Source organism: Streptococcus mitis (assembly GCF_002096735.1).
GTDB lineage: Bacteria > Bacillota > Bacilli > Lactobacillales > Streptococcaceae > Streptococcus > Streptococcus mitis_CZ.
The window spans coordinates 144,792-169,608 of record NZ_NCVC01000015.1 but is presented as its reverse complement, the minus strand read 5'-3'; the positions used below and the strand labels follow the sequence as shown (position 1 = coordinate 169,608).

Genomic DNA, 24,817 nt, shown 5'->3' with positions numbered 1-24,817 from the left:
TATATAAGGAGGTAAATCATGGAGTTAGTGCATGGAATTTCAACACATTTTATCCAATCAAAAAAGTTTAAAACGAACAAAATCGCCGTGCGTTTTACCGCTCCATTATCCCTCGATACGATTGCAGGTCGCATGTTGAGTGCGAGTATGCTAGAGACTGCTAATCAGATGTATCCCACTTCTCAAGATTTGAGAAGACATTTAGCCAGTCTATACGGTACAGATATGTCAACCAATTGTTTTAGAAGAGGGCAAAGTCATATTGTAGAATTGACATTTACCTATGTTCGTGATGAGTTTTTAAGTAGGAAAAATGTTCTAACTTCTAAGGTTTTAGAACTTGTAAAAGAAACTCTTTTTTCACCCATACTAGTTGATAATGGATTTGATCCGTCCTTATTTGAAATTGAGAAAAAGCAATTGCTAGCAAGTTTAGCAGCTGATATGGATGATTCTTTTTATTTCGCACATAAAGAATTAGATAAATTATTTTTTCATGATGAACGTCTCAGATTGGAATATAGTGATTTACGAAATCGTATTTTAGCTGAAACTCCACAAAGTTCTTATTCTTGTTTCCAAGAATTTTTGGCCAATGATCGAATAGATTTCTTTTTCCTAGGTAATTTTAATGAGGTCGAAATTCAAAATGTATTAGAATCATTTGGCTTTAAAGGTCGAGAAGGAGATGTGACGGTTCAGTATTGTCAACCGTATTCCAATATTCTTCAGGAAGGTATGGTTCGAAAAAATGTGGGACAATCCATTTTGGAATTAGGTTATCATTGCCCTTCTGAATATGGTGATGAGCAACATTTACCCATGATTGTAATGAATGGTTTACTTGGTGGATTTGCTCACTCTAAACTATTTACAAATGTCCGTGAAAATGCTGGATTGGCTTATACTATTTCAAGTCAGCTTGATTTGTTTAGTGGATTCTTGAGGATGTATGCTGGCATTGATCGAGAAAATCGGAATCAGGCTCGTAAAATGATGAATAATCAACTGCTTGATTTTAAAAAAGGTTATTTTACAGAGCTTGAGTTAGAGCAGACCAAGGAAATGATTCGTCGGTCTTTATTACTTTCTCAAGATAATCAAAGTTCATTGATTGAACGTGCTTATCAAAATGCCTTATTTGGAAAATCTTCAGCAGATTTTAAAGGTTGGATTTCAAAACTCGAGCAAGTTGACAAAGATGCTATTTGTAGAGCAGCTAATAATGTGAAACTACAGGCGATTTACTTTATGGAAGGAATAGAATGACAAAGGTTGTTTTTGAAGAAAAATACTATCCAGCTGTAAAAGAAATGGTTTATCGAACTCGTTTGTCAAATGGATTGACAGTTGCTCTTTTGCCTAAAAAGGAATTTAAAGAGGTTTACGGGAGTGTCACTGTTCAGTTTGGTTCGGTAGATACGCTTGTCACAGAAGTTGACGGAGATGTAAAAGAATATCCTGAAGGAATTGCTCATTTCCTTGAACATAAATTATTTGAGAGAGAAGATGCTAGCGATTTGATGTCAGCTTTTACGAGTCTAGGTGCGGATAGCAATGCCTTTACAAGCTTTACAAAAACAAGTTATCTTTTTTCAGCAACGGATCATTTTTTAGAAAATTTAGACTTACTTGATGAATTGGTAACATCAGTACATTTTACTGAAGATTCCATTTTAAGAGAGCAGGATATTATCCAGCAAGAAAGGGAAATGTATCAAGATGATCCAGATTCGTGTTTATTCTTTTCAACTCTAGCGAATTTGTATCCTGGCACACCTTTAGCAACTGATATAGTTGGAAGTGAGGAATCCATTGCCCAAATAAATCTAACTAATTTGCAAGAAAACTTTACAATGTTTTACAAACCTGTAAATATGTCTCTGTTTTTAGTTGGTAATTTTGATGTGGAACAAGTACAGGACTATTTTGAAAGCAAAGAACTGAAAGATTTAGATGTTCAGGAAGTAGCAAGAGAAAAGTTTGTTTTAAAAGATGTAAAGCAAACAGACAGTATGAGAATGGAAGTGTCTTCTCCTAAACTAGCGATTGGGATTAGAGGTAGGAGAAAAGTTGCTGAGGATGATTGCTATCGACATCATATTTTATTAAAATTATTATTTGCAATGATGTTTGGTTGGACTTCGGATCGTTTTCAAAAACTATATGAATCAGGTAAAATAGATGCTTCCTTATCTCTTGAAGTTGAAGTTACAAGTCGCTTTCATTTTGTTATGTTGACAATGGATACAAAAGAGCCAGTTGCTTTATCTCATCAGTTTAGGAAGGCCATTCGTAATTTTACAAAGGATTTAGATATTACAGAGGATCATTTAGATATTATCAAAAGAGAGATGTTTGGAGAATTTTTCAGTAGCATGAACTCTCTTGAATTTATTGCAACTCAATATGATGCTTTTGGAAAAGGTGAGACAATCTTTGATTTGCCGAAAATTTTACAGGAAATTACTTTAGAGGATGTCCTTGAAGCAGGGCATCACTTAATAGATGAAGGGGATATAGTTGATTTTACAATATTCCCATCATAGTAACTAATCATAATAGACACTAGAAAGAAGGAATGATAAGTATGAGGAAAAAAACAATTGGTGAGGTTTTACGTTTAGCTAGAACCAACCAAGGGTTGACTTTAGAAGAATTACACAAAAAAACAGAAATTCAGTTGGATATGTTGGAAGCTATGGAAGCTGATGATTTTGATCAACTTCCTAGTCCATTTTATACTCGTTCTTTTTTGAGAAAGTATGCGTGGGCAGTTGAACTTGATGAGCGAATTGTCTTGGATGCTTATGATTCTGGGAGCATGATTACTTATGAGGAAGTAGATGTTGATGAAGACGAGTTGACAGGTAGGAGACGTTCAAGTAAGAAAAATAAGGCATCATTTTTACCTTTATTTTATTTTATACTTTTTGCACTATCGATTGTCATTTTTGTGACTTATTATGTTTGGAATTATCTCCAGACTCAACCGGAGCGTTCGTCTGCGTCTAGTTATAGTGTAGTCCAAGCAATAAGTTCGACTAGTTCTGTAACTCCATCTTCAAGCAGTAGCTCATCTAGTAGTTCTTCAAATATAGAACCTGCTATAAGTGTATCAGGTGAAGGAAATCGAGTAGAAGTTGCTTATAAAACGAGCAAGGAAACTGCAAAATTGCAATTATCAGTGTCAGATGCTAGAAGTTGGGTTAGTGTTTCAGAAAGTGATCTTGAGGGTGGTGTGACTTTATCACCGGATAATAAAAGTGCGGAAACAAGCGTTTCAACTAAAAATCCTGTGACAATTACTTTAGGTGTTGTCAAAGGTGTTGCCTTAACAGTAGACAATCAGACTGTTGATTTATCGAAATTAACAGCTCAGACTGGAAAAATCGCTGTAACCTTTACTAAAAATTAAGGAAAAACGAATGAAAAAAGAACAAATTCCAAATATCTTAACAATAGGTCGAATTCTCTTTATACCTATTTTTATCTTTATTTTAACAGTAGGAAATTCGATAGAGAGTCATATGGTAGCAGCTATTATCTTTGCTATTGCCAGTATTACAGACTATTTAGATGGATATTTAGCTCGTAAATGGAATGTGGTTAGTAATTTTGGTAAATTTGCAGATCCTATGGCGGATAAGCTACTAGTTATGTCGGCTTTTATTATGCTGATTGAGTTAGGAATGGCTCCAGCTTGGATTGTTGCAGTGATTATCTGTCGTGAGTTGGCTGTGACAGGTTTAAGACTTTTATTAGTTGAAACTGGTGGAACAGTTTTAGCAGCAGCAATGCCTGGAAAAATTAAAACTTTTAGTCAGATGTTTGCCATTATTTTCTTGCTATTACATTGGACTTTGCTTGGTCAAGTTCTACTTTATGTAGCCTTGTTTTTCACTATCTACTCTGGCTATGATTATTTCAAGGGTAGTGCCTATGTATTTAAAGGGACATTTGGTTCGAAATGAAATCAGTAATTGATGTAAAAAATCTTTCTTTTCGCTATAAGGAAAGTCAGGAATATTACGATGTGAAGGATATTACGTTTCACGTGAAACGTGGAGAATGGCTTTCGATTGTAGGGCATAATGGTAGTGGTAAATCAACGACGGTTCGCTTAATTGATGGCTTACTGGAAGCAGAATCCGGAGAGATTGTAATTGATGGCCAACGGCTGACTGAGGAAAATGTTTGGAATATACGTCGTCAAATCGGTATGGTTTTTCAAAATCCAGACAATCAATTTGTTGGAGCGACTGTTGAAGATGATGTTGCCTTTGGTTTGGAAAATCAGGGACTTTCTCGTCAAGAAATGAAAAAGAGAGTGGAAGAAGCTCTGGCTTTAGTTGGCATGTTGGAATTTAAAAAGAGAGAGCCAGCGCGTTTATCGGGTGGCCAAAAGCAACGTGTTGCCATTGCAGGTGTTGTAGCCCTAAGACCAGCTATTCTAATCTTAGATGAAGCAACGAGTATGTTGGATCCTGAGGGGCGTAGAGAACTGATTGATACAGTAAAAGGAATTCGAAAAGACTATGATATGACGGTCATTTCCATTACACATGATTTGGAAGAAGTTGCCATGAGTGATCGTGTGTTGGTCATGAAAAAAGGGGAAATTGAATCAACCAGTAGTCCAAGAGAACTTTTCTCTCGTAATGATTTAGATCAAATTGGATTAGACGATCCTTTTGCCAATCAATTAAAACATTCTTTGAATCAGAATGGCTATGATTTGCCTGAAAATTATTTGACAGAAAGTGAGCTAGAGGATAAACTATGGGAATTGCTCTAGAAAATGTGAGTTTTACGTATCAAGAAGGGACTCCCTTAGCTTCAACAGCTTTGTCAGATGTTTCTTTGACGATTGAAGATGGTTCTTATACGGCCTTAATTGGCCACACAGGTAGTGGTAAATCAACTATTTTACAACTATTAGATGGTTTATTGGTGCCAAGCCAAGGGAGTGTGCGGGTTTTTGATACCTTAATCACCTCGACTTCTAAAAATAAAGATATTCGTCAAATTAGAAAACAGGTTGGCTTGGTATTTCAGTTTGCTGAAAATCAGATCTTTGAAGAAACGGTTTTGAAGGATGTTGCTTTTGGACCGCAAAATTTTGGAGTTTCTGAAGAAGATGCGGAGCAGATTGCGCGTGAGAAACTGGCTCTGGTTGGAATTGATGAATCACTTTTTGATCGTAGTCCGTTTGAGCTATCAGGTGGACAAATGAGACGTGTCGCCATTGCAGGCATACTTGCCATGGAACCAGCTATATTAGTCTTAGATGAACCCACAGCAGGCCTAGATCCCCTGGGAAGAAAAGAGCTGATGAATTTGTTCAAAAAACTCCACCAGTCAGGGATGACCATTGTCTTGGTAACGCATTTGATGGATGATGTTGCTGAATATGCGAATCAGGTATATGTGATGGAAAAGGGACGTTTAGTTAAGTTTGGTAAACCTAGTGATGTCTTTCAAGATGTTGTTTTTATGGAAGAAGTTCAGTTGGGAGTACCTAAAATTACAGCTTTTTGTAAACGATTGGCTGATAGAGGCGTGTCATTTAAACGATTACCGATTAAGATAGAGGAGTTCAAGGAGTCGCTAAATGGATAGTATGATTTTGGGGCGTTATATCCCAGGGGATTCGATAGTTCACCGATTGGATCCACGCAGCAAATTACTGGCTATGATGCTACTGATTTTGATCGTTTTTTGGGCTAATAATCCCTTGACGAATCTGATTCTTTTTATAGCGACAGGGATCTTTATTGCCTTGTCAGGAGTATCTCTTTCATTTTTTATTCAGGGCTTGAAGTCTATGTTTTTCTTGATTGCCTTCACAACTATTTTTCAACTGTTTTTCATTTCTAATGGGAATGTTTTATTTGAGTTTTCGTTTGTGAGAATCACGGATTATGCTTTGCAACAAGCTGGAATTATCTTTTGTCGCTTTGTATTGATTATTTTCTTTTCTACTTTGTTAACCTTAACGACCATGCCCTTAAGTTTGGCATCAGCTGTCGAAGCTCTATTAGCACCTTTAAAGAGTATGAAAGTTCCAGTTCATGAAATTGGATTGATGCTGTCTATGAGTTTGCGTTTTGTCCCAACCTTGATGGATGATACGACGCGGATTATGAATGCACAGAAAGCGCGTGGAGTGGATTTTGGAGAAGGAAGTATTGTTCAAAAGGTGAAGGCTATGATTCCCATTTTGATTCCTCTTTTTGCGACAAGTTTAAAACGTGCAGATTCCTTGGCTATCGCTATGGAAGCGCGTGGTTATCAGGGGGGAAAATGCAGAAGTCAATACCGACAACTGAAATGGACTAGAAAGGATACGCTGACCATTCTTGTTATTATCGTACTTGGTTGTTGCTTATTTTTCTTAAAATCTTAGTAGCTTTCAGGAATTGATAAAAAATTACTGTAACAGTTTTTGATATGAAGGTAGGGATATGAACCGTTTTAAAAAATCAAAATATGTCATTATTGTTTTTGTCACTGTTTTGCTTGTGTCAGCTCTCTTAGCGACGACTTATTCAAGTACAATTGTGACAAAATTAGGAGATGGAATCTCATTGGTTGATAGAGTTGTTCAAAAACCTTTTCAGTGGTTTGATTCTGTCAAATCAGATTTGGCTCATTTGACACGAACTTATAATGAAAATGAAAGTTTGAAGAAACAGATTTACCAATTAGAAGTTAAATCAAATAAGGCGGAAAGTTTAAAGACAGAAAATGAACACCTGCGCCAATTGCTTGATATGAAGTCCAAATTACAAGCTACAAAGACTTTAGCAGCAGATGTTATTATGCGTTCTCCAGTATCTTGGAAGCAGGAATTGACCCTGGATGCAGGTAAATCAAAAGGGGTTTCTGAAAATATGTTAGCCATTGCAAATGGTGGTTTGATTGGGAGTGTTTCAAAAGTGGAGGACAACTCTACTATGGTCAACCTTCTGACAAATACGGAAAATGCTGATAAGATTTCTGTTAAAATTCAACATGGTTCTACAACAATTTATGGAATTATTGTTGGCTATGACAAGGAAAATGAAGTTCTAAAAATTAGCCAATTAAATAGTAATAGCGATATTAGTGCGGGAGATAAGGTGGCCACTGGTGGATTAGGAAACTTTAACGTTGCTGATATTCCTGTTGGTGAAGTGGTTGCTACAACGCATAGTACAGACTATTTGACAAGAGAAGTAACAGTTAAATTAAGTGCAGATACTCATAATGTGAGTGTGATAGAATTAGTGGGGAATTCATAATGAGACAGTTGAAGCGGGTTGGAGTATTTTTATTGCTTCCTTTCTTTGTTCTAATTGATGCCCATATTAGTCAGCTTCTGGGCTCATTTTTTCCCCACGTGCAGTTGGCTAGTCATTTTCTATTTTTGTTTCTCTTATTTGAGACGATTGAGGTATCAGAGTATCTCTATTTAGCATATTGTTTTGTAGTGGGTTTGGTTTATGACATTTACTTTTTCCACTTGATAGGGATTGCGACTTTGTTGTTCGTCTTGTTGGGAGTATTTCTCCATAAATTTAATAGTGTTATTTTATTGAATCGTTGGACGAGAATGTTGGCAATTATTGTCATGACTTTTCTATTTGAGATGGGAGCTTATATACTTGCATTAGTGGTAGGTTTAACTGTGGATGGTATGTCTTTATTTATAGTCTATAGTTTAGTACCATCAATGATTTTGAACCTTATATGGATGATTATTTTTCAGTTTATTTTTGAAAAGATTTACCTATAAGAAAGAAATAAAAATGTAACAAAGGCGTAATATTCATTAGGCCTTTTTTTGGTATACTAGTAGTGTCTTTAAAAGAAGGAGTATCTACGAAATATGAAGAAAAAAATCTTAGCGTCACTTTTACTAAGTACAGTAATGGTTTCTCAAGTAGCTGTTTTAACAACTGCGCATGCAGAAACGACTGATGACAAAATTGCTGCTCAAGATAATAAAATTAGTAACTTAACAGCACAACAACAGGAAGCCCAAAAACAAGTTGATCAAATTCAGGAGCAAGTATCTGCTATTCAAACAGAGCAATCAAACTTGCAATCTGAAAATGATAGACTACAAGCAGAATCTAAAAAGCTTGAGGGTGAAATTACAGAACTTTCTAAGAATATTGTATCTCGCAATGATTCATTGCAAAAACAAGCTCGTAGTGCTCAAACAAATGGAGCTGCAACAAATTACATCAATACAATTGTAAATTCAAAATCAATTACAGAAGCTATTTCACGTGTTGCTGCAATGAGTGAAATCGTGTCTGCAAACAACAAAATGTTGGAACAACAAAAAGCAGATAAAAAAGCTATTTCTGAAAAACAAGTAGCAAACAATGATGCAATTAATACAGTTATTGCAAATCAGCAAAAACTAGCTGATGATGCTCAAACATTAACTACAAAACAAGCTGAATTGAAAGCTGCAGAATTGAATCTTGCTGCTGAAAAGGCTACTGCAGAGGATGAAAAAGCAAGTTTACTTGAGAAAAAAGCAGCAGCGGAAGCAGAAGCTAAAGCAGCTGCAGAAGCAGAAGCAGCTTACAAAGCTAAACAAGAAAGTCAACAACAAACAGTTGTTGCTTCTGGGAATACAACTTTTACAGCAGAAGTTCAAGCAGTCTCTGAATCATCTTCAAGCTATACTCCTGCATTAGTGAAACATCGTCCAACATATAGCACAAATGCGTCAAGTTATCCAACGGGTGAGTGTACATGGGGAGCTAAGACATTGGCACCTTGGGCTGGAGATTACTGGGGTAATGGAGCACAGTGGGCTACAAGTGCAGCTGCAGCAGGATTCCGTACAGGATCTACACCTCAAGTTGGTGCGATTGCATGTTGGAATGATGGTGGATATGGACACGTAGCCGTGGTTACAGCTGTTTCATCATCAACAAGTATCCAAGTATCTGAATCAAACTATGGTGGAAACCGTACAATCGGAAATAAACGTGGATGGTTCAATCCGACTACAACTTCAGAAGGTTTTGTAACATATATCTATCCAAACTAATGAATAAAACGAAGAGGCTCAATTTGAGTCTCTTTTATGATTTATATAGTTAACTTACTTTAAAAATCTACTAAAATAGCTTGAAAATATTGAAAAAGTATGGTAAAATGAAATTTGTCGTGTGAACGATAATACTCATTCTTGATGAATTGTGAAACAGTTGCCCTTGGGTCGTTTTGCGAGTTGAAGTCAAGAAGAGGAAAAAACAAAAAGGAGAAATACTCATGGCAGTAATTTCAATGAAACAACTTCTTGAGGCTGGTGTACACTTTGGTCACCAAACTCGTCGCTGGAACCCTAAGATGGCTAAATACATCTTCACTGAACGTAACGGAATCCACGTTATCGACTTGCAACAAACTGTAAAATACGCTGACCAAGCTTACGATTTCATGCGTGATGCAGCAGCTAACGATGCAGTTGTATTGTTCGTTGGTACTAAGAAACAAGCAGCTGATGCAGTTGCTGAAGAAGCAGTACGTTCAGGTCAATACTTCATCAACCACCGTTGGTTGGGTGGAACTCTTACAAACTGGGGAACAATCCAAAAACGTATCGCTCGTTTGAAAGAAATCAAACGTATGGAAGAAGATGGAACTTTCGAAGTTCTTCCTAAGAAAGAAGTTGCACTTCTTAACAAACAACGTGCACGTCTTGAAAAATTCTTGGGTGGTATCGAAGACATGCCTCGTATCCCAGATGTTATGTACGTAGTTGACCCACATAAAGAGCAAATCGCTGTTAAAGAAGCTAAGAAATTGGGAATCCCAGTTGTAGCGATGGTTGACACAAACACTGATCCAGATGATATCGATGTAATCATCCCAGCTAACGATGATGCTATCCGCGCTGTTAAATTGATCACAGCTAAATTGGCTGACGCTATCATCGAAGGACGTCAAGGTGAAGATGCAACAGCAGTTGAAGCAGAATTTGCAGCTTCTGAAGCTCAAGCAGATTCAATTGAAGAAATCGTTGAAGTTGTAGAAGGCAACAACGCTTAATTCATAGAAATAGTAATTACCTAGGAGGGCGGGGCTTAGCCCGGCTCTCCTATTTTTAAAAAAATATAGGAGAATCAAAATGGCAGAAATTACAGCTAAACTTGTAAAAGAGTTGCGTGAAAAATCTGGTGCCGGTGTTATGGACGCTAAAAAAGCGCTTGTAGAAACAGACGGTGACATCGAAAAAGCGATTGAATTGCTTCGTGAAAAGGGTATGGCTAAGGCAGCTAAGAAAGCTGACCGTGTTGCTGCAGAAGGTTTGACGGGTGTTTATGTTAACGGTAATGTTGCAGCAGTTATTGAAGTAAACGCTGAAACTGACTTCGTTGCGAAAAATGCTCAATTCGTTGAATTGGTAAATACTACAGCTAAAGTTATTGCTGAAGGAAAACCTGCTAATAATGAAGAAGCACTTGCTTTGACAATGCCTTCAGGTGAAACTCTTGAAGCTGCATACGTATCTGCAACAGCAACTATCGGAGAAAAAATCTCATTCCGTCGCTTTGCATTGATTGAAAAAACAGACGCACAACACTTTGGAGCTTACCAACATAACGGTGGACGTATCGGTGTTATTTCAGTTGTTGAAGGTGGAGACGAAGCACTTGCTAAACAATTGTCAATGCACATCGCAGCGATGAAACCAACAGTTCTTTCTTACAAAGAATTGGATGAGCAATTCGTTAAAGATGAGTTAGCACAGTTGAACCATGTTATCGACCAAGACAATGAAAGCCGTGCAATGGTTAACAAACCAGCTCTTCCACACTTGAAGTATGGATCAAAAGCTCAATTGACTGATGATGTTATTGCCCAAGCTGAAGCTGACATTAAAGCAGAGTTGGCTGCAGAAGGTAAACCAGAAAAAATCTGGGATAAGATCATCCCAGGTAAGATGGATCGCTTCATGCTTGACAACACTAAAGTTGACCAAGCATACACACTTCTTGCACAAGTCTACATCATGGATGACAGCAAGACAGTTGAAGCATACCTTGAATCAGTTAACGCTTCAGTAGTTGAGTTCGCTCGCTTTGAAGTTGGTGAAGGTATCGAAAAAGCTGCAAATGACTTTGAAGCTGAAGTTGCAGCTACAATGGCAGCAGCTTTGAATAACTAATAATAAAAAGAGGAAGCAGATTTGCTTCCTTTTTCATATAAAAAAATTTTATAAAAAAAATTAAAAAGCCCTTGTTAAAGGGCTTTGTGTATTTAGGAGACTACACTTCAAATTCATAGAGTGCTGTAGAGAGATAACGTTCACCGTTATCTGGTGCTAGAGCAAGAACTTTTTTACCTGTACCTAATTTCTTGGCAACCTCGATGGCTCCGTAGATAGCTGCAGCTGAAGAAATCCCTACAAGGAATCCTTCTTTTCCACCAATCTCACGGCCGAGTGCTAGTGCATCGTCTGATGTTACACGAACAATACCATCATAGGCATTTGTATCAAGTGTATCAGGAATAAATCCAGCTGAGATACCTTGAATTTTGTGTGGTCCAGGTTTTTCACCAGATAGAATAGCAGATTCGTCTGCCTCTACTGCAAAAACTTGAATGTTAGAATTTGCTGATTTGAGTGCATGAGAAACACCAGAAATCGTTCCACCGGTACCCACTCCAGCAACAAAGGCATCTAGTCCATCTTTACCGAAAGCAGCTAGTATTTCAGCTCCTGTTGTTCTTTCGTGTACTTCTGGATTTGCTGGGTTGTCAAATTGAAGAGGAAGGAAACCATCACGTTCAGCAGCGATTTCTTGAGCTTTAGCAATAGCGCCTTTCATTCCCTCACTACCAGGAGTTAGGACGAGTTCAGCACCATAAGCTTGGATAATCTTACGTCGTTCTACACTCATAGTTTCAGGCATAACGATGACGACTTTATACCCTTTAGCAGCACCTACCCATGAAAGTCCAATACCAGTGTTTCCACTTGTTGCTTCAACAATTGTAGAACCTGGTTTCAAAATACCGTCTTGTTCAGCTCTTTCAATCATGCTAAGAGCAATACGGTCTTTTACAGAAGAACCAGGGTTAAATGCTTCAAGTTTTACATAGACATCTGCAGCACCTTCTGGCACAATGTTGTTGAGTTTAACAATCGGAGTTTGACCGATTAGTTCAGTAATGTTGTTATAAATAGACATATGAATACCTCTTTGTATAAGATATCTCTAGTATAACGCTATCTATACCATTTGTAAAATATAGAAATCCTATCGAAGTGATAGGATTTTTTTATATCACAGGTCTAAGCCATTAATTTTTTAGCGATTGTGATAAGCTAATTCTAGTAAATAGGTGTAAAGTGGAACGATATCTGTTTTCTTTTTGAATTGCTTCATTTTCTAGTAGGTTTGGGCAAGCATCTTTTTATTTTGCTAATTAAAGTAGCGGTGAGAATGTCAGTGAAACACTGTATTATCTATTATTTACACTAAGTTTACAGGAACTTCAACTTCTCGTAAACCTTGATCAGTTAAGGTAACTTTTCCATGAAAAAATTCTACCAGTGCAGCTTTAATATTTTCTTTTTCTTCTTTATCAACATAAATCATCGTATCGACTTGATCTGTAAAGTTTGTCTCAAGTTCCATTAGATCATGTTCCTTAAGAAAGTTACTATACTCTTGGTACTGAGCGTAAGACATTTGAATAGCAATGCCAGCTTGTTCCTTTATTTCAATGATGCCAATTTCTTTGACAGCTAAGGCAACACTGCCAGCGTAAGCACGAATCAATCCTCCAGCGCCTAGTTTAATGCCACCAAAGTAGCGTGTCACGACTACACAGACATTAGTAAGATTGTGATTTTCTAGTACCCCAAGCATGGGAACTCCAGCAGTACCACTGGGCTCACCATCATCACTTGTACGTTTAATTTCACTACGTTCTCCAATGATAAAGGCTGAGCAGTTATGCGTAGCTTTGTAGTGTTCTTTTTTGATGGCAGTAATGAAGTCACGAGCCTCTTCTTCGCTATAAACACGCTTAGCATGACAGATAAAGCGTGATTTTTTAATTTCTTCTTGGACTTGACCGTCCTCTTTGATTGTTCTAAATTCCATGATTTAATTGTACTAAAAAATCATCTAAAGTGCTAGGTTTTTACGAATAAAGAAGTATGAAAGTAAATCCAAATTATCTCGGTCGGTTGTTTACGGAGAATGAATTAACTAAAGAGGAACGTCAGTTGGCGGAGAAACTTCCAGCAATGAGAAAGGAGAAAGGGAAACTTTTCTGTCAACGTTGTGATAGTGCTATTTTAGATGAATGGTATTTGCCCATCGGTACTTACTATTGTAGGGAGTGTTTACTGATGAAGCGAGTCAGGAGTGATCAAGCTTTATACTATTTTCCGCAGGAGGATTTTCCGAAGCAAGATGTTCTTAAATGGAGTGGTAAATTAACTCCTTTTCAAGAGAAGGTGTCAGAGGGACTGCTTCAAGCGGTAGACAAGCAGGAACCAACCTTGGTACATGCGGTGACAGGAGCTGGAAAGACAGAAATGATTTATCAAGTAGTGGCTAAAGTGATCAATGCGGGTGGTGCAGTATGCTTGGCTAGTCCTCGCATAGATGTTTGTTTGGAGCTGTACAAGCGCCTGCAAGATGATTTTGCTTGCGAGATATCTTTACTACACGGAGAATCAGAGCCGTATTTTCGAACACCACTAGTTGTTGCGACGACCCATCAGTTATTGAAGTTTTATCAAGCTTTTGATTTGCTGATAGTGGATGAAGTAGATGCCTTTCCTTATGTTGACAATCCCACGCTTTACCATGCTGTCAAGAATAGTGTAAAGGAGAATGGATTGAGAATCTTTTTAACAGCAACTTCTACAGATGAGTTAGATAGGAAGGTTCGCATCGGAGAATTAAAACGATTAAGTTTGCCAAGACGATTTCATGGAAATCCTTTGATTATTCCTAAACCTGTCTGGTTATCCGATTTTAATCGCTATTTAGAGAAGAAGTGTTTGTCACCAAAGTTAAAGTCTTATATTGAGAAGCAGAGAAAGACAGCTTATCCGTTACTCATTTTTGCTTCAGAGATTAAGAAAGGGGAACAGTTAAAAGAAATCATACAGGAGCAATTTCCAAATGAGAAAATTGGCTTTGTATCTTCTATCACAGAAAATCGATTAGAGCAGGTACAAGCTTTTCGAAATAGAGAACTGACAATACTTATCAGTACGACGATATTGGAGCGTGGAGTTACCTTCCCTTGTGTGGACGTTTTCGTAGTGGAGGCCAATCATCGTCTGTTTACCAAGTCTAGTTTAATACAGATTGGAGGACGTGTCGGTCGGAGTATGGACAGACCGACAGGAGATTTGCTTTTCTTCCATGACGGGTTAAATACTTCAATCAAAAAGGCAATTAGGGAAATTCAACAGATGAATAAGGAGGCGGGGCTATGAAGTGCTTATTATGTGGGCAGACTATGAAGGCTGTTTTAACTTTCAGTAGTCTCTTAATTCTGAGGAATGATGTCTCCTGTCTTTGTTTAGATTGTGATTCTACTTTTGAGAGGATTGGAGAAGAAAACTGTCCAAACTGTATGAAAACAGACTTGTCAACCAAGTGTAAAGATTGTCAATTTTGGTGTAAAGAAGGAGTTGAGGTCAGTCATAGAGCGATTTTTATTTACAATCAAGCTATGAAGGATTTTTTCAGTCGGTATAAGTTTGATGGAGACTTCCTTTTAAGAAAAGTTTTTGCTTCAGTTTTAAGAGAGGAGTTAAAAAAGTACAAAGAGTATCAATTTGTTGTAATTCCCCTAAGTCCTGAAAGATTGCTCGAGAGGGGATTTAACCAGGTTGAAGGTTTAGTTGAAGCAGCAGGGTTCTCTTTTCAAGACTTACTAGAGAAGAGAGAAGAGCGGGCCAGTTCTTCCAAAAATCGTTCAGAACGCTTGGGGACAGAACTTCCTTTCTTTATTAAAAGGGGAGTCACTATTCCTAAAAAAATCCTACTTATAGATGATATTTATACTACTGGAACAACTATAAATCGTGTGAAGAAACTGTTGGAAGAAGCTGGTGCTGAAGATGTAAAAACATTTTCCCTTGTAAGATGAGGAAAAAATTTGCAAAAACAAAATGAAAGCGTTATAATGAAATCAGAAAAACAAAAATGTTTAGAAAGAAGGTACTCATATGATTAAATATAGTATCCGTGGTGAAAACCTAGAAGTAACAGAAGCAATTCGTGATTATGTAGTTTCTAAACTCGAAAAGATCGAAAAGTATTTTCAAGCTGAACAAGAGTTGGATGCTCGAGTTAACTTGAAGGTGTATCGTGAAAAAACGGCTAAAGTAGAGGTGACGATTCCGCTTGGCTCAATTACTCTTCGTGCAGAAGATGTGTCTCAAGATATGTATGGTTCAATTGACCTTGTAACCGATAAAATTGAACGTCAGATTCGTAAAAATAAAACAAAAATCGAGCGTAAAAATAAAAACAAGGTAGCAACTAGTCAATTATTTACAGATGCTTTGGTGGAAGATACAAATGTTGTCCAATCTAGAGTGGTTCGTTCAAAACAAATTGATTTAAAACCAATGGATTTGGAAGAAGCTATTCTACAGATGGATTTGTTGGGACATGATTTTTTTATCTATGTGGATGTTGAAGATCAGACAACCAATGTGATTTATCGTCGTGAGGATGGCGAAATTGGTTTGTTAGAAGTTAAAGAATCTTAATTTCAATATGTATAAAGGAAGGTTTACTGAATTGTAAACCTCCTTTTTCTTATAATTGATAGAATTACTGATTACACCTTTAAAAAGTCGCTTTTTGGTGGTTATTATGGTATAATGGGTGCCAAGAGGTTTGGAATGAAAAAATTTTATGTAAGTCCTATTTTCCCCTTAATATTAGGAATAGTGGCGTTCGGAGTGCTATCTGTGCAACTTGTTTTTGTAACGAATACACTGGTAACGCTATTTCTTTTGCTACTTATTTTGGGTTCATATAGTTTATTATTCATCCATCAGAGAGACTACTACTCAAAGAGTGAAGTAGAACAAATCCAGTATGTAAACCACCAAGCTGAAGAAAGTTTGACAACCTTGTTAGAACAGATGCCTGTCGGAGTTATTAAATTAGACTTGTCGTCAGGTGAAGTTGAATGGTTTAATCCTTATGCTGAATTGATTTTGACTAATGAAGTGGGCGAGATTGATGTTGCATTAATTCAAACAATTATCAAGGCATCGGTAGGAAATCCAGGTTCTTATGCTACCTTGGGTGAGACCCGCTATTCGGTTCATATGGACAAGGTGTCTGGAGTTCTTTACTTCTTTGATGTGTCTGGAGAATACGAAGCGACTGTTGAGTTAGTAACGAGTCGACCTGTGATTGGGGTCGTTTCCGTTGACAACTATGATGACTTAGAAGATGAAACATCGGAGTCTGATATCAGTCATATCAATAGTTTTGTAGCCAATTTTGTTTCAGAATTTGCTGGTAAACATGCCATGTTCTCCCGTCGAGTAAGTATGGATCGCTTTTATCTATTTACGGACTACACGGTACTTGAGGGATTGATGAATGATAAATTTTCTGTTATCGATGCTTTCAGAGAAGAGTCGAAACAGAGACAGTTGCCTTTGACCTTAAGTATGGGATTTTCTTATGGTGATGGAAATCATGATGAAATAGGGAAAGTTGCATTGCTCAACTTGAACTTGGCTGAAGTACGTGGTGGCGACCAAGTGGTTGTCAAGGAGAATGACGAAACGAAAAATCCAGTTTATTTTGGTGGTGGATCTGCTGCCTCAATCAAGCGTACACGTACACGTACGCGCGCTATGATGACAGCTATTTCAGATAAGATTCGGAGCGTAGATCAGGTTTTTGTAGTTGGTCACAAAAATCTAGATATGGATGCTCTTGGCTCTGCTGTAGGTATGCAGTTGTTTGCCAGCAATGTGACTCAAAATAGCTACGCTCTTTATGATGAAGAACAAATGTCGCCGGATATTGAACGAGCTGTTTCATTCTTAGAAAAAGAAGGAGTTACAAAGTTGTTGTCTGTTAAGGATGCAATGGGGATGGTGACCAATCGTTCTTTGTTGATTCTTGTAGACCATTCAAAGACAGCTTTAACTTTATCAAAAGATTTTTATGATTTATTTACTCAAACCATTGTTATTGACCACCACAGACGGGATCAGGATTTTCCAGACAATGCGGTTATTACTTATATCGAAAGTGGTGCAAGTAGTGCCAGTGAGTTGGTAACGGAATTGATTCAGTTCCAGAATTCTAAGAAAAATCGTTTGAGTCGTATGCAAGCAAGTGTTTTAATGGCTGGTATGATGTTGGATACTAAAAATTTCACCTCACGAGTGACTAGTCGGACATTTGATGTTGCTAGCTATCTCAGAACGAGAGGAAGTGATAGTATTGCTATCCAAGAGATTGCTGCAACAGATTTTGAAGAATATCGTGAGGTCAATGAACTGATTTTACAGGGGCGTAAATTAGGTTCAGATGTACTAATAGCGGAGGCTAAGGACTCGAAATGTTATGATACAGTTGTTATTAGTAAGGCAGCAGATGCCATGTTAGCTATGTCAGGTATTGAAGCGAGTTTTGTTCTTGCGAAGAATACACAAGGATTTATCTCTATCTCAGCTCGCAGTCGTAGTAAGCTGAATGTACAACGGATTATGGAAGAGCTGGGAGGTGGAGGCCACTTTAATTTGGCAGCAGCTCAAATTAAGGATTCAACCTTGTCAGAAGCAGGGGAAAAACTGACAGAAATTGTATTAAATGAAATAAAGGAAAAGGAGAAAGAAGAATGAAAGTAATCTTTTTAGCAGATGTCAAAGGAAAAGGTAAAAAAGGCGAAATTAAGGAAGTACCAACAGGGTATGCGCAAAACTTTCTTATCAAAAAGAATCTAGCCAAAGAAGCGACTGCTCAAGCTGTAGGTGAACTTCGTGGTAAACAAAAATCAGAAGAGAAAGCTCACGCTGAGATGATTGCAGAAGCAAAAGCAATTAAAGCCCAACTAGAAGCAGAAGAAACGGTTGTAGAATTTGTTGAAAAAGTTGGTCCAGATGGCCGTACTTTTGGTTCTATTACCAATAAGAAAATTGCAGAAGAATTGCAAAAGCAATTTGGAATTAAGATTGATAAACGTCATATCCAAGTACAAGCTCCGATTCGAGCGGTTGGTTTGATTGATGTACCAGTGAAAATCTATCAAGATATCACAAGTGTGATCAATCTTCGTGTGAAAGAAGGGTAAATTTACACTTTCTTGACAAGATTGTAAAAGGAAGGGAAGTCTGATGGCAGAAGTAGAAGAGTTACGAGTACAACCTCAAGATATCTTAGCTGAGCAATCCGTTTTAGGGGCTATCTTTATTGATGAGAGTAAGCTTGTTTTTGTGCGAGAATATATTGAGTCTCGGGACTTTTTTAAGTATGCCCATCGTTTGATTTTCCAAGCTATGGTCGATTTATCCGATCGTGGCGATGCTATAGATGCAACAACGGTTCGTACCATTCTTGATAATCAAGGCGATTTGCAGAATATTGGTGGCTTGTCTTACCTGGTTGAGATTGTCAATTCTGTGCCAACTTCTGCTAATGCGGAGTATTATGCTAAGATTGTTGCAGAGAAGGCCATTCTACGTCGATTAATCTCCAAGTTGACAGAGTCTGTTAATCAAGCTTACGAGGCTTCGCAACCAGCTGATGAAATCATTGCTCAGGCAGAAAAAGGCCTGATTGATGTCAGCGAAAATGCTAATCGAAGTGGATTTAAGAACATTCGAGATGTGTTGAATATCAACTTTGGAAATCTGGAAGCTCGCTCGCAACAAACGACCGATATTACAGGTATTGCGACAGGCTATCGTGACTTGGATCATATGACGACTGGTCTTCATGAGGAGGAGTTGATTATCTTAGCAGCTCGTCCGGCGGTTGGTAAGACAGCCTTTGCCTTGAATATTGCTCAGAATATTGGGACTAAGTTGGACAAAACGGTTGCTATTTTTTCACTCGAAATGGGTGCGGAAAGTCTAGTGGACCGTATGTTAGCTGCAGAAGGCTTGGTGGAGTCACATTCTATTCGTACAGGTCAATTGACTGATGAGGAGTGGCAAAAATATACCATTGCTCAAGGGAATCTAGCTAATGCAAGTATCTATATCGATGATACGCCAGGAATTCGAATTACAGAGATTCGTTCTCGTTCTCGTAAACTGGCTCAAGAAACTGGAAATCTTGGATTGATTTTGATAGACTATTTGCAGCTTATCACGGGAACTGGGCGAGAAAATCGTCAACAAGAGGTTTCAGAAATTTCACGTCAGTTGAAAATTTTAGCTAAGGAACTGAAGGTTCCAGTAATCGCTCTAAGTCAGCTTTCTCGTGGTGTAGAACAACGTCAGGATAAGAGACCGGTCTTGTCTGATATTCGTGAATCTGGGTCTATTGAGCAGGACGCTGATATCGTAGCCTTTCTTTATCGCGACGACTACTATGAGCGTGGTGGTGAAGAAGAGGAAGGCATACCGAATAATAAGGTAGAAGTTATTATCGAGAAAAACCGTAGTGGAGCTCGTGGAACGGTGGAATTAATTTTCCAAAAAGAATACAATAAATTTTCAAGTATCTCAAAGAGGGAGGCATAAGATGTCAGATGCATTTACAGATGTAGCCAAGATGAAAAAAATCAAAGAAGAAATCAAGGCACATGAGGGTCAAGTCGTAGAAATGACTTTGGAGAATGGTCGTAAGCGCCAAAAAAATAGATTGGGTAAGCTAATTGAGGTTTATCCATCCCTATTTATCGTTGAATTTGGAAACGTTGAAGGAGATAAACAAGCTAATGTTTACGTTGAATCCTTTACTTACTCAGATATCCTTACAGAAAAGAATTTGATTCATTATCTTGACTAAAGTGAGAAATTTTCTCACTTTTTCTTTTTTTCTCCGAATAGTTTAAGTGAAGGTAATCTTCGATTTATATTATTTTTCAAGGAGGAAGAATGAAAATTTCACCATTTAAAGTAGCAGAGACAAGATTTTCTTTCAGAAAATCAGCTAAAAAGGTTGTTCCCTTTTTAGTAGTAGGATTGATGTTAGCAGCGGGTAATAGTGTATATGCCTATTCCGGAGGAAATGGATCGATTGCGCGTGGGGATGATTATCCTGCTCATTATAAAAATGGGAGCCAGGAGATTGATAAGTGGCGCATGTATTCTCGTCAGTGTACTTCTTTTGCAGCCTTTCGTTTGAGTAATGTCAATGGTTTTGAGATTCCGGCTGCTTATGGGAATGCGAATGAATGGGGCTATCGTGCTCGTCGTGAAGGTTATCGTGTCGATAATACACCAACGATTGGCTCTATTGCTTGGTCTACTGCAGGAACTTATGGTCATGTTGCTTGGGTGTCAAATGTAATAGGAGATGAGATTGAGATTGAAGAATACAATTATGGAATAAGGGAATCTTACAACAAGCGCATCGTGAAGGCAAATACTATGACGGGGTTTATTCATTTTAAAGATTTAGCTGGTGGCAGTGTTGGGAATAGTCAATCCTCAGCTTCAACAGGAGGAACACATTTTTTCAAGTCTAAGGCTGCTATCAAAAATCAGCCTCTAGCTAGCGCAACTGCGATTGATTACTATTATCCTGGGGAGAATGTTCATTATGATCAAATTCTCGAAAAAGACGGATACAAGTGGTTGAGTTATACGGCTTATAATGGAAGTCGTCGCTATATCCAGCTAGAGGGATTGACTTCTTCACAGAATTATCAGAATCAATCAGGAAATAGCTCTAACTATGGATCCAATAACAGTTCAACTGTCGGTTGGAAGAAAATAAATGGTAGTTGGTATCATTTTAAATCAAATGGGTCTAAATCAACAGGCTGGCTGAAAGATGGTTCTAGTTGGTATTATTTGAAATCATCTGGTGAAATGCAGACAGGCTGGTTAAAGGAAAATGGTCTGTGGTATTATTTAGATAGTTCAGGGGCAATGAAAACGGGGTGGTATCAAGTCTCTGGTAAGTGGTATTATTCTTACTCTTCAGGCGCCTTAGCTGTCAATACGACAGTGGATGGCTACAGAGTAAATAGTGATGGAGAACGAGTATAGAAAATGGGAGTAGGAAAATTTCCTACTCTTTTCTGTAAGCAGTTTCCTTGACATTTTTTTTGTTTTGCGCTATCATATGTCCATATAATATATGGGAGTCTGTGTACAGTCTGAGAGGAAGCGTTAAGCTTCGACCGCACCTGATCTGGGTAATGCCAGCGTAGGGAACGATACTTAGTCTACTCTTGACCTTTTCCATATATGGCAAAGGTTTTTCTTTTTGTCAAAGGAAAACGAGAAGAGGAGGTTCTTATGAAAGCAAGCATCGCCTTGCAAATTTTACCCCTATCACAGGGGATTGATCGGATTGCTGTTATCGATCAAGTCATTGCTTATCTGCAAGCTCAAGAGGTGACTATGGTGGTGACACCATTTGAAACGGTCTTGGAAGGGGAGTTTGATGAGCTTATGCGCATTCTCAAAGAAGCGCTAGAAGTGGCAGGGCAGGAGGCAGATAATGTTTTTGCCAATGTCAAAATAAATGTAGGAGAGATTTTAAGTATTGATGAGAAACTTGAAAAGTATACTGAGACGACACATTAGTCTATTGGGCTTTATGGGGGTCTTGTCAATCTGGCAGTTAGCAGGTTTTCTTAAACTTCTCCCCAAGTTTATCCTGCCGACACCTCTTGAAATTCTCCTGTCCTTTGTTCGTGATAGAGAATTTCTCTGGCACCATAGCTGGGCCACCTTGAGAGTGGCTTTATTGGGACTGATTTTGGGAGTCTTGATTGCCTGTCTCATGGCTGTGCTTATGGACAGTTTGACTTGGCTTAACGATCTGATTTACCCTATGATGGTGGTTGTTCAGACTATCCCGACCATTGCCATAGCCCCTATCCTGGTTTTGTGGCTCGGTTATGGGATTTTGCCCAAGATTGTCTTGATTATCTTGACAACAACCTTTCCTATCATCGTCAGCATTTTGGACGGTTTTAGGCATTGTGACAAGGATATGCTGACCTTGTTTAGTCTGATGCGGGCCAAACCTTGGCAAATCCTGTGGCATTTTAAAATCCCTGTCAGTCTGCCTTACTTTTATGCTGGTCTGAGGGTCAGTGTCTCCTACGCCTTTATCACAACAGTAGTATCTGAGTGGTTGGGAGGCTTTGAAGGACTAGGTGTCTACATGATTCAGTCCAAGAAACTGTTTCAGTATGATACTATGTTTGCTATTATTATTCTGGTATCGATTATCAGTCTTCTCGGTATGAAGCTGGTTGATGTCAGTGAAAAATATGTTATTAAATGGAAACGTTCGTAGAATAAGAATGTTTCTGAAAAAGAAAAGAGGAAATTGAAATGAAGAAAACATGGAAAGTGTTTTTAACTGTTTTAACAGCTCTTGTAGCTGTTGTGCTTGTGGCCTGTGGTCAAGGAACTGCTTCTAAGGATAATAAGGAAGCAGAACTCAAGAAGATTGACTTTATCCTAGACTGGACGCCAAATACCAACCACACAGGGCTTTATGTGGCCAAGGAAAAAGGTTATTTCAAAGAAGCTGGAGTGGATGTTGATTTGAAATTGCCACCAGAAGAAAGTTCTTCTGACTTGGTTATTAACGGTAAGGCACCATTTGCAGTCTATTTCCAAGACTATATGGCTAAAAAATTGGAAAAAGGCGCAGGAATCACTGCCGTTGCAGCTATCGTAGAACACAATACATCAGGAATCATCTCTCGTAAATCTGACAATGTAGCTAGTCCAAAAGACTTGGTTGGTAAGAAATACGGAACTTGGAATGACCCAACTGAACTTGCTATGTTGAAAACCTTGGTAGAATCTCAAGGTGGAGACTTTGAGAAGGTTGAAAAAGTACCAAATAACGACTCAAACTCAATCACACCGATTGCCAATGGCGTCTTTGATACTGCTTGGATCTACTACGGTTGGGATGGTATCCTTGCTAAATCACAAGGTGTAGATGCTAACTTCATGTACTTGAAAGACTATGTCAAGGAGTTTGACTACTATTCACCAGTTATCATCGCAAACAACGACTACCTTAAAGACAACAAAGAAGAAGCTCGTAAAGTCATCCAAGCTATCAAAAAAGGCTACCAATATGCTATGGAGCATCCAGAGGAAGCAGCTGATATCCTCATCAAGAATGCGCCTGAACTCAAGGAAAAACGTGACTTTGTCATCGAATCTCAAAAATACTTGTCAAAAGAATACGCAAGCGACAAGGAAAAATGGGGTCAATTTGATGCAGCTCGCTGGAATGCCTTCTACAAATGGGATAAAGAAAATGGTATCCTTAAAGAAGACTTGACAGACAAAGGATTCACCAACGAATTTGTGAAATAATGACAGAGATTAGACTAGAACAAGTCAGTTATGCCTATGGTCAGGAGAGGATTTTAGAGGATATCAACCTGCAGGTGACTTCAGGTGAAGTGGTTTCTATCTTAGGCCCAAGTGGTGTTGGTAAGACTACGCTTTTCAACTTAATTGCGGGTATTTTAGAAGTTCAGTCAGGGAGAATTGTCCTTGATGGTGAAGAAAATCCCCAGGGGCGCGTGAGTTATATGTTGCAAAAGGATCTGCTCTTGGAGCACAAGACCGTGCTTGGTAATATCATTCTGCCCCTCTTGATTCAAAAAGTGGATAAGGCGGAAGCCGTTGCCCGAGCGGATGACATCCTTGCGACCTTCCAGTTGACAGCTGTAAGAGATAAATACCCTCATGAACTCAGTGGTGGGATGCGCCAGCGTGTAGCCTTGCTCCGAACCTACCTTTTCGGGCACAAGCTCTTTCTCTTAGACGAGGCCTTCAGCGCCTTGGATGAGATGACTAAGATGGAACTCCACGCTTGGTACCTTGAGATTCACAAGCAGTTGCAGCTAACAACCTTGATCATTACGCATAGTATCGAGGAGGCCCTCAGTCTCAGCGACCGCATCTATATCTTGAAAAATCGACCTGGGCAGATTGTTTCAGAAATTAAACTAGATTGGTCTGAAGATGAGGACAAAGAAGTCCAAAAGATTGCCTATAAACGTCAAATTTTGGTAGAATTAGGCTTAGATAAGTAGAAAAATAGGGAGTTGGTGAAGATTATCCTTTACCAGCGCCCTTTTTCTTTTAAAAATGAGAAAATTTCGGTATAATAGTCAAAGATAGTCAAGGTTTAAAGAGAGAGGTGGGTTTGTAATGAGATTTAAAAATACATCGGATCATATTGAGGCCTACATCAAGGCGATTTTAGATCAATCTGGAATTGTGGAGTTGCAACGGAGTCAGTTGGCAGATACTTTTCAGGTTGTTCCTAGTCAGATTAACTATGTGATCAAGACACGCTTTACGGAAAGTAGAGGTTACTTGGTTGAAAGTAAGCGTGGTGGCGGAGGCTACATTCGCATAGGACGGATTGAGTTTTCTAGTCATCATGAAATGCTCCGCGATTTGCTTTACTCGATTGGTGAGCGGGTCAGTCAAGAAATTTATGAGGATATTCTGCAGCTTTTGGTTGAGCAGGAATTGATGACCAAGCAGGAGATGAATTTGCTGGTGGCAGTAGCTTTAGATCGCGTTCTAGGAGAAGAAGCTCCAGTTGTTCGTGCAAACATGCTACGACAGGTCATACAAGAGGTAGATAGAAAAGGGAAGTAA

27 protein-coding genes and 1 pseudogene are annotated in these 24,817 nt (G+C 38.4%); 25 read left to right on the top strand and 3 right to left on the bottom strand.

The annotated features are described in order from the left end of the window. The first annotated feature begins 18 nt into the window (after window positions 1-18). The 12 genes from yfmF to tsf all read left to right on the top strand — a co-directional run bounded on the left by yfmF (window position 19) and on the right by tsf (window position 11,182). Complete coding sequence (gene yfmF / locus B7703_RS05205; RefSeq protein WP_084923895.1) at window positions 19-1,269, top strand: EF-P 5-aminopentanol modification-associated protein YfmF; 1,251 nt, start codon at window positions 19-21, stop codon at window positions 1,267-1,269. Then, the gene (yfmH, locus tag B7703_RS05200; RefSeq protein ID WP_084923894.1) at window positions 1,266-2,549 is read left to right on the top strand and encodes an EF-P 5-aminopentanol modification-associated protein YfmH; all 1,284 of its coding nucleotides are present in this window, start codon (window positions 1,266-1,268) and stop codon (window positions 2,547-2,549) included. Before yfmF ends, yfmH begins: the two co-directional genes overlap by 4 nt. Before the next feature lie 41 nt (window positions 2,550-2,590). Further along, window positions 2,591-3,418, top strand: a complete 828-nt coding sequence (gene rodZ / locus B7703_RS05195; protein ID WP_020902620.1) for a cytoskeleton protein RodZ — start codon at window positions 2,591-2,593, stop codon at window positions 3,416-3,418. Window positions 3,419-3,428: 10 nt separating this feature from the next. Beyond that, window positions 3,429-3,974, top strand: coding sequence for a CDP-diacylglycerol--glycerol-3-phosphate 3-phosphatidyltransferase (gene pgsA, locus B7703_RS05190; protein WP_000712122.1), 546 nt, complete (start codon window positions 3,429-3,431; stop codon window positions 3,972-3,974). Continuing rightward, on the top strand, window positions 3,971-4,798 hold the full coding sequence (locus tag B7703_RS05185; protein ID WP_084923892.1) for an energy-coupling factor ABC transporter ATP-binding protein: 828 nt from the start codon (window positions 3,971-3,973) through the stop codon (window positions 4,796-4,798). The genes pgsA and B7703_RS05185 overlap by 4 nt, the downstream gene beginning before the upstream one ends. Then, window positions 4,783-5,622, top strand: coding sequence for an energy-coupling factor transporter ATPase (locus B7703_RS05180; protein WP_000510419.1), 840 nt, complete (start codon window positions 4,783-4,785; stop codon window positions 5,620-5,622). Before B7703_RS05185 ends, B7703_RS05180 begins: the two co-directional genes overlap by 16 nt. Next, window positions 5,615-6,409 (top strand): energy-coupling factor transporter transmembrane component T family protein, encoded by a 795-nt coding sequence (locus B7703_RS05175; protein WP_084923891.1) that lies wholly within the window; start codon window positions 5,615-5,617, stop codon window positions 6,407-6,409. The genes B7703_RS05180 and B7703_RS05175 overlap by 8 nt, the downstream gene beginning before the upstream one ends. A gap of 58 nt (window positions 6,410-6,467) precedes the next feature. After that, the gene (gene mreC, locus B7703_RS05170) at window positions 6,468-7,286 is read left to right on the top strand and encodes a rod shape-determining protein MreC (protein ID WP_049543276.1); all 819 of its coding nucleotides are present in this window, start codon (window positions 6,468-6,470) and stop codon (window positions 7,284-7,286) included. Next, window positions 7,286-7,780 (top strand): rod shape-determining protein MreD, encoded by a 495-nt coding sequence (gene mreD, locus B7703_RS05165; protein WP_049543274.1) that lies wholly within the window; start codon window positions 7,286-7,288, stop codon window positions 7,778-7,780. The genes mreC and mreD overlap by 1 nt, the downstream gene beginning before the upstream one ends. 93 nt (window positions 7,781-7,873) lie before the next feature. Next, window positions 7,874-9,058, top strand: coding sequence for a peptidoglycan hydrolase PcsB (gene pcsB, locus B7703_RS05160; protein ID WP_049543271.1), 1,185 nt, complete (start codon window positions 7,874-7,876; stop codon window positions 9,056-9,058). A gap of 224 nt (window positions 9,059-9,282) precedes the next feature. Continuing rightward, window positions 9,283-10,062 (top strand): 30S ribosomal protein S2, encoded by a 780-nt coding sequence (rpsB, locus tag B7703_RS05155; RefSeq protein WP_049543268.1) that lies wholly within the window; start codon window positions 9,283-9,285, stop codon window positions 10,060-10,062. Window positions 10,063-10,141: 79 nt separating this feature from the next. Further along, window positions 10,142-11,182, top strand: coding sequence for a translation elongation factor Ts (tsf, locus tag B7703_RS05150; protein WP_000808070.1), 1,041 nt, complete (start codon window positions 10,142-10,144; stop codon window positions 11,180-11,182). A gap of 100 nt (window positions 11,183-11,282) precedes the next feature. Here tsf and cysK read toward each other — a convergent pair whose 3' ends face one another. The 3 genes and pseudogenes from cysK to B7703_RS05140 all read right to left on the bottom strand — a co-directional run bounded on the left by cysK (window position 11,283) and on the right by B7703_RS05140 (window position 13,130). Next, a complete protein-coding gene (cysK, locus tag B7703_RS05145; protein ID WP_049543266.1) occupies window positions 11,283-12,209 on the bottom strand; it encodes a cysteine synthase A in 927 nt (308 codons plus the stop codon). Between the two features lie 120 nt (window positions 12,210-12,329). Then, window positions 12,330-12,401: pseudogene (locus B7703_RS10075) on the bottom strand (PH domain-containing protein); the annotation flags it as partial. 93 nt (window positions 12,402-12,494) lie between these two features. Continuing rightward, window positions 12,495-13,130, bottom strand: coding sequence for a YigZ family protein (locus tag B7703_RS05140; RefSeq protein ID WP_049543263.1), 636 nt, complete (start codon window positions 13,128-13,130; stop codon window positions 12,495-12,497). Window positions 13,131-13,186: 56 nt separating this feature from the next. On the opposite strand from B7703_RS05140, the gene B7703_RS05135 reads away from it, so the two are divergent. The 13 genes from B7703_RS05135 to B7703_RS05075 all read left to right on the top strand — a co-directional run bounded on the left by B7703_RS05135 (window position 13,187) and on the right by B7703_RS05075 (window position 24,817). Continuing rightward, a complete protein-coding gene (locus B7703_RS05135) occupies window positions 13,187-14,485 on the top strand; it encodes an ATP-dependent helicase ComFA (protein WP_084923889.1) in 1,299 nt (432 codons plus the stop codon). Next, the gene (locus tag B7703_RS05130) at window positions 14,482-15,144 is read left to right on the top strand and encodes a ComF family protein (RefSeq protein WP_084923887.1); all 663 of its coding nucleotides are present in this window, start codon (window positions 14,482-14,484) and stop codon (window positions 15,142-15,144) included. Before B7703_RS05135 ends, B7703_RS05130 begins: the two co-directional genes overlap by 4 nt. 79 nt (window positions 15,145-15,223) lie before the next feature. Further along, the gene (hpf, locus tag B7703_RS05125) at window positions 15,224-15,772 is read left to right on the top strand and encodes a ribosome hibernation-promoting factor, HPF/YfiA family (RefSeq protein WP_004255322.1); all 549 of its coding nucleotides are present in this window, start codon (window positions 15,224-15,226) and stop codon (window positions 15,770-15,772) included. A 135-nt stretch (window positions 15,773-15,907) separates the two neighbouring features. After that, window positions 15,908-17,881 (top strand): DHH family phosphoesterase, encoded by a 1,974-nt coding sequence (locus B7703_RS05120; protein WP_084923885.1) that lies wholly within the window; start codon window positions 15,908-15,910, stop codon window positions 17,879-17,881. Beyond that, window positions 17,878-18,330 carry a 50S ribosomal protein L9 gene (rplI, locus tag B7703_RS05115; RefSeq protein ID WP_000864214.1) on the top strand — a complete coding sequence of 151 codons (453 nt, stop codon included), beginning with the start codon at window positions 17,878-17,880 and terminating at the stop codon, window positions 18,328-18,330. The genes B7703_RS05120 and rplI overlap by 4 nt, the downstream gene beginning before the upstream one ends. Window positions 18,331-18,373: 43 nt before the next feature. Then, window positions 18,374-19,726 (top strand): replicative DNA helicase, encoded by a 1,353-nt coding sequence (gene dnaB, locus B7703_RS05110; RefSeq protein WP_000852485.1) that lies wholly within the window; start codon window positions 18,374-18,376, stop codon window positions 19,724-19,726. 1 nt (window position 19,727) lies between these two features. Further along, window positions 19,728-19,994 (top strand): Veg family protein, encoded by a 267-nt coding sequence (locus B7703_RS05105; RefSeq protein ID WP_001278169.1) that lies wholly within the window; start codon window positions 19,728-19,730, stop codon window positions 19,992-19,994. Window positions 19,995-20,083: 89 nt separating this feature from the next. After that, a complete protein-coding gene (gene cbpD, locus B7703_RS05100) occupies window positions 20,084-21,202 on the top strand; it encodes a choline binding-anchored murein hydrolase CbpD (RefSeq protein WP_084887707.1) in 1,119 nt (372 codons plus the stop codon). Between the two features lie 252 nt (window positions 21,203-21,454). Further along, the gene (locus B7703_RS05095) at window positions 21,455-21,745 is read left to right on the top strand and encodes a thiamine-binding protein (protein WP_000647655.1); all 291 of its coding nucleotides are present in this window, start codon (window positions 21,455-21,457) and stop codon (window positions 21,743-21,745) included. Next, window positions 21,708-22,466, top strand: a complete 759-nt coding sequence (locus tag B7703_RS05090) for an ABC transporter permease (RefSeq protein ID WP_024057369.1) — start codon at window positions 21,708-21,710, stop codon at window positions 22,464-22,466. The genes B7703_RS05095 and B7703_RS05090 overlap by 38 nt, the downstream gene beginning before the upstream one ends. Window positions 22,467-22,504: 38 nt before the next feature. Continuing rightward, a complete protein-coding gene (locus tag B7703_RS05085; RefSeq protein ID WP_004255331.1) occupies window positions 22,505-23,512 on the top strand; it encodes an ABC transporter substrate-binding protein in 1,008 nt (335 codons plus the stop codon). Continuing rightward, window positions 23,512-24,240, top strand: a complete 729-nt coding sequence (locus B7703_RS05080; protein ID WP_000136238.1) for an ABC transporter ATP-binding protein — start codon at window positions 23,512-23,514, stop codon at window positions 24,238-24,240. Before B7703_RS05085 ends, B7703_RS05080 begins: the two co-directional genes overlap by 1 nt. Before the next feature lie 118 nt (window positions 24,241-24,358). After that, on the top strand, window positions 24,359-24,817 hold the full coding sequence (locus B7703_RS05075; RefSeq protein WP_001211265.1) for a CtsR family transcriptional regulator: 459 nt from the start codon (window positions 24,359-24,361) through the stop codon (window positions 24,815-24,817).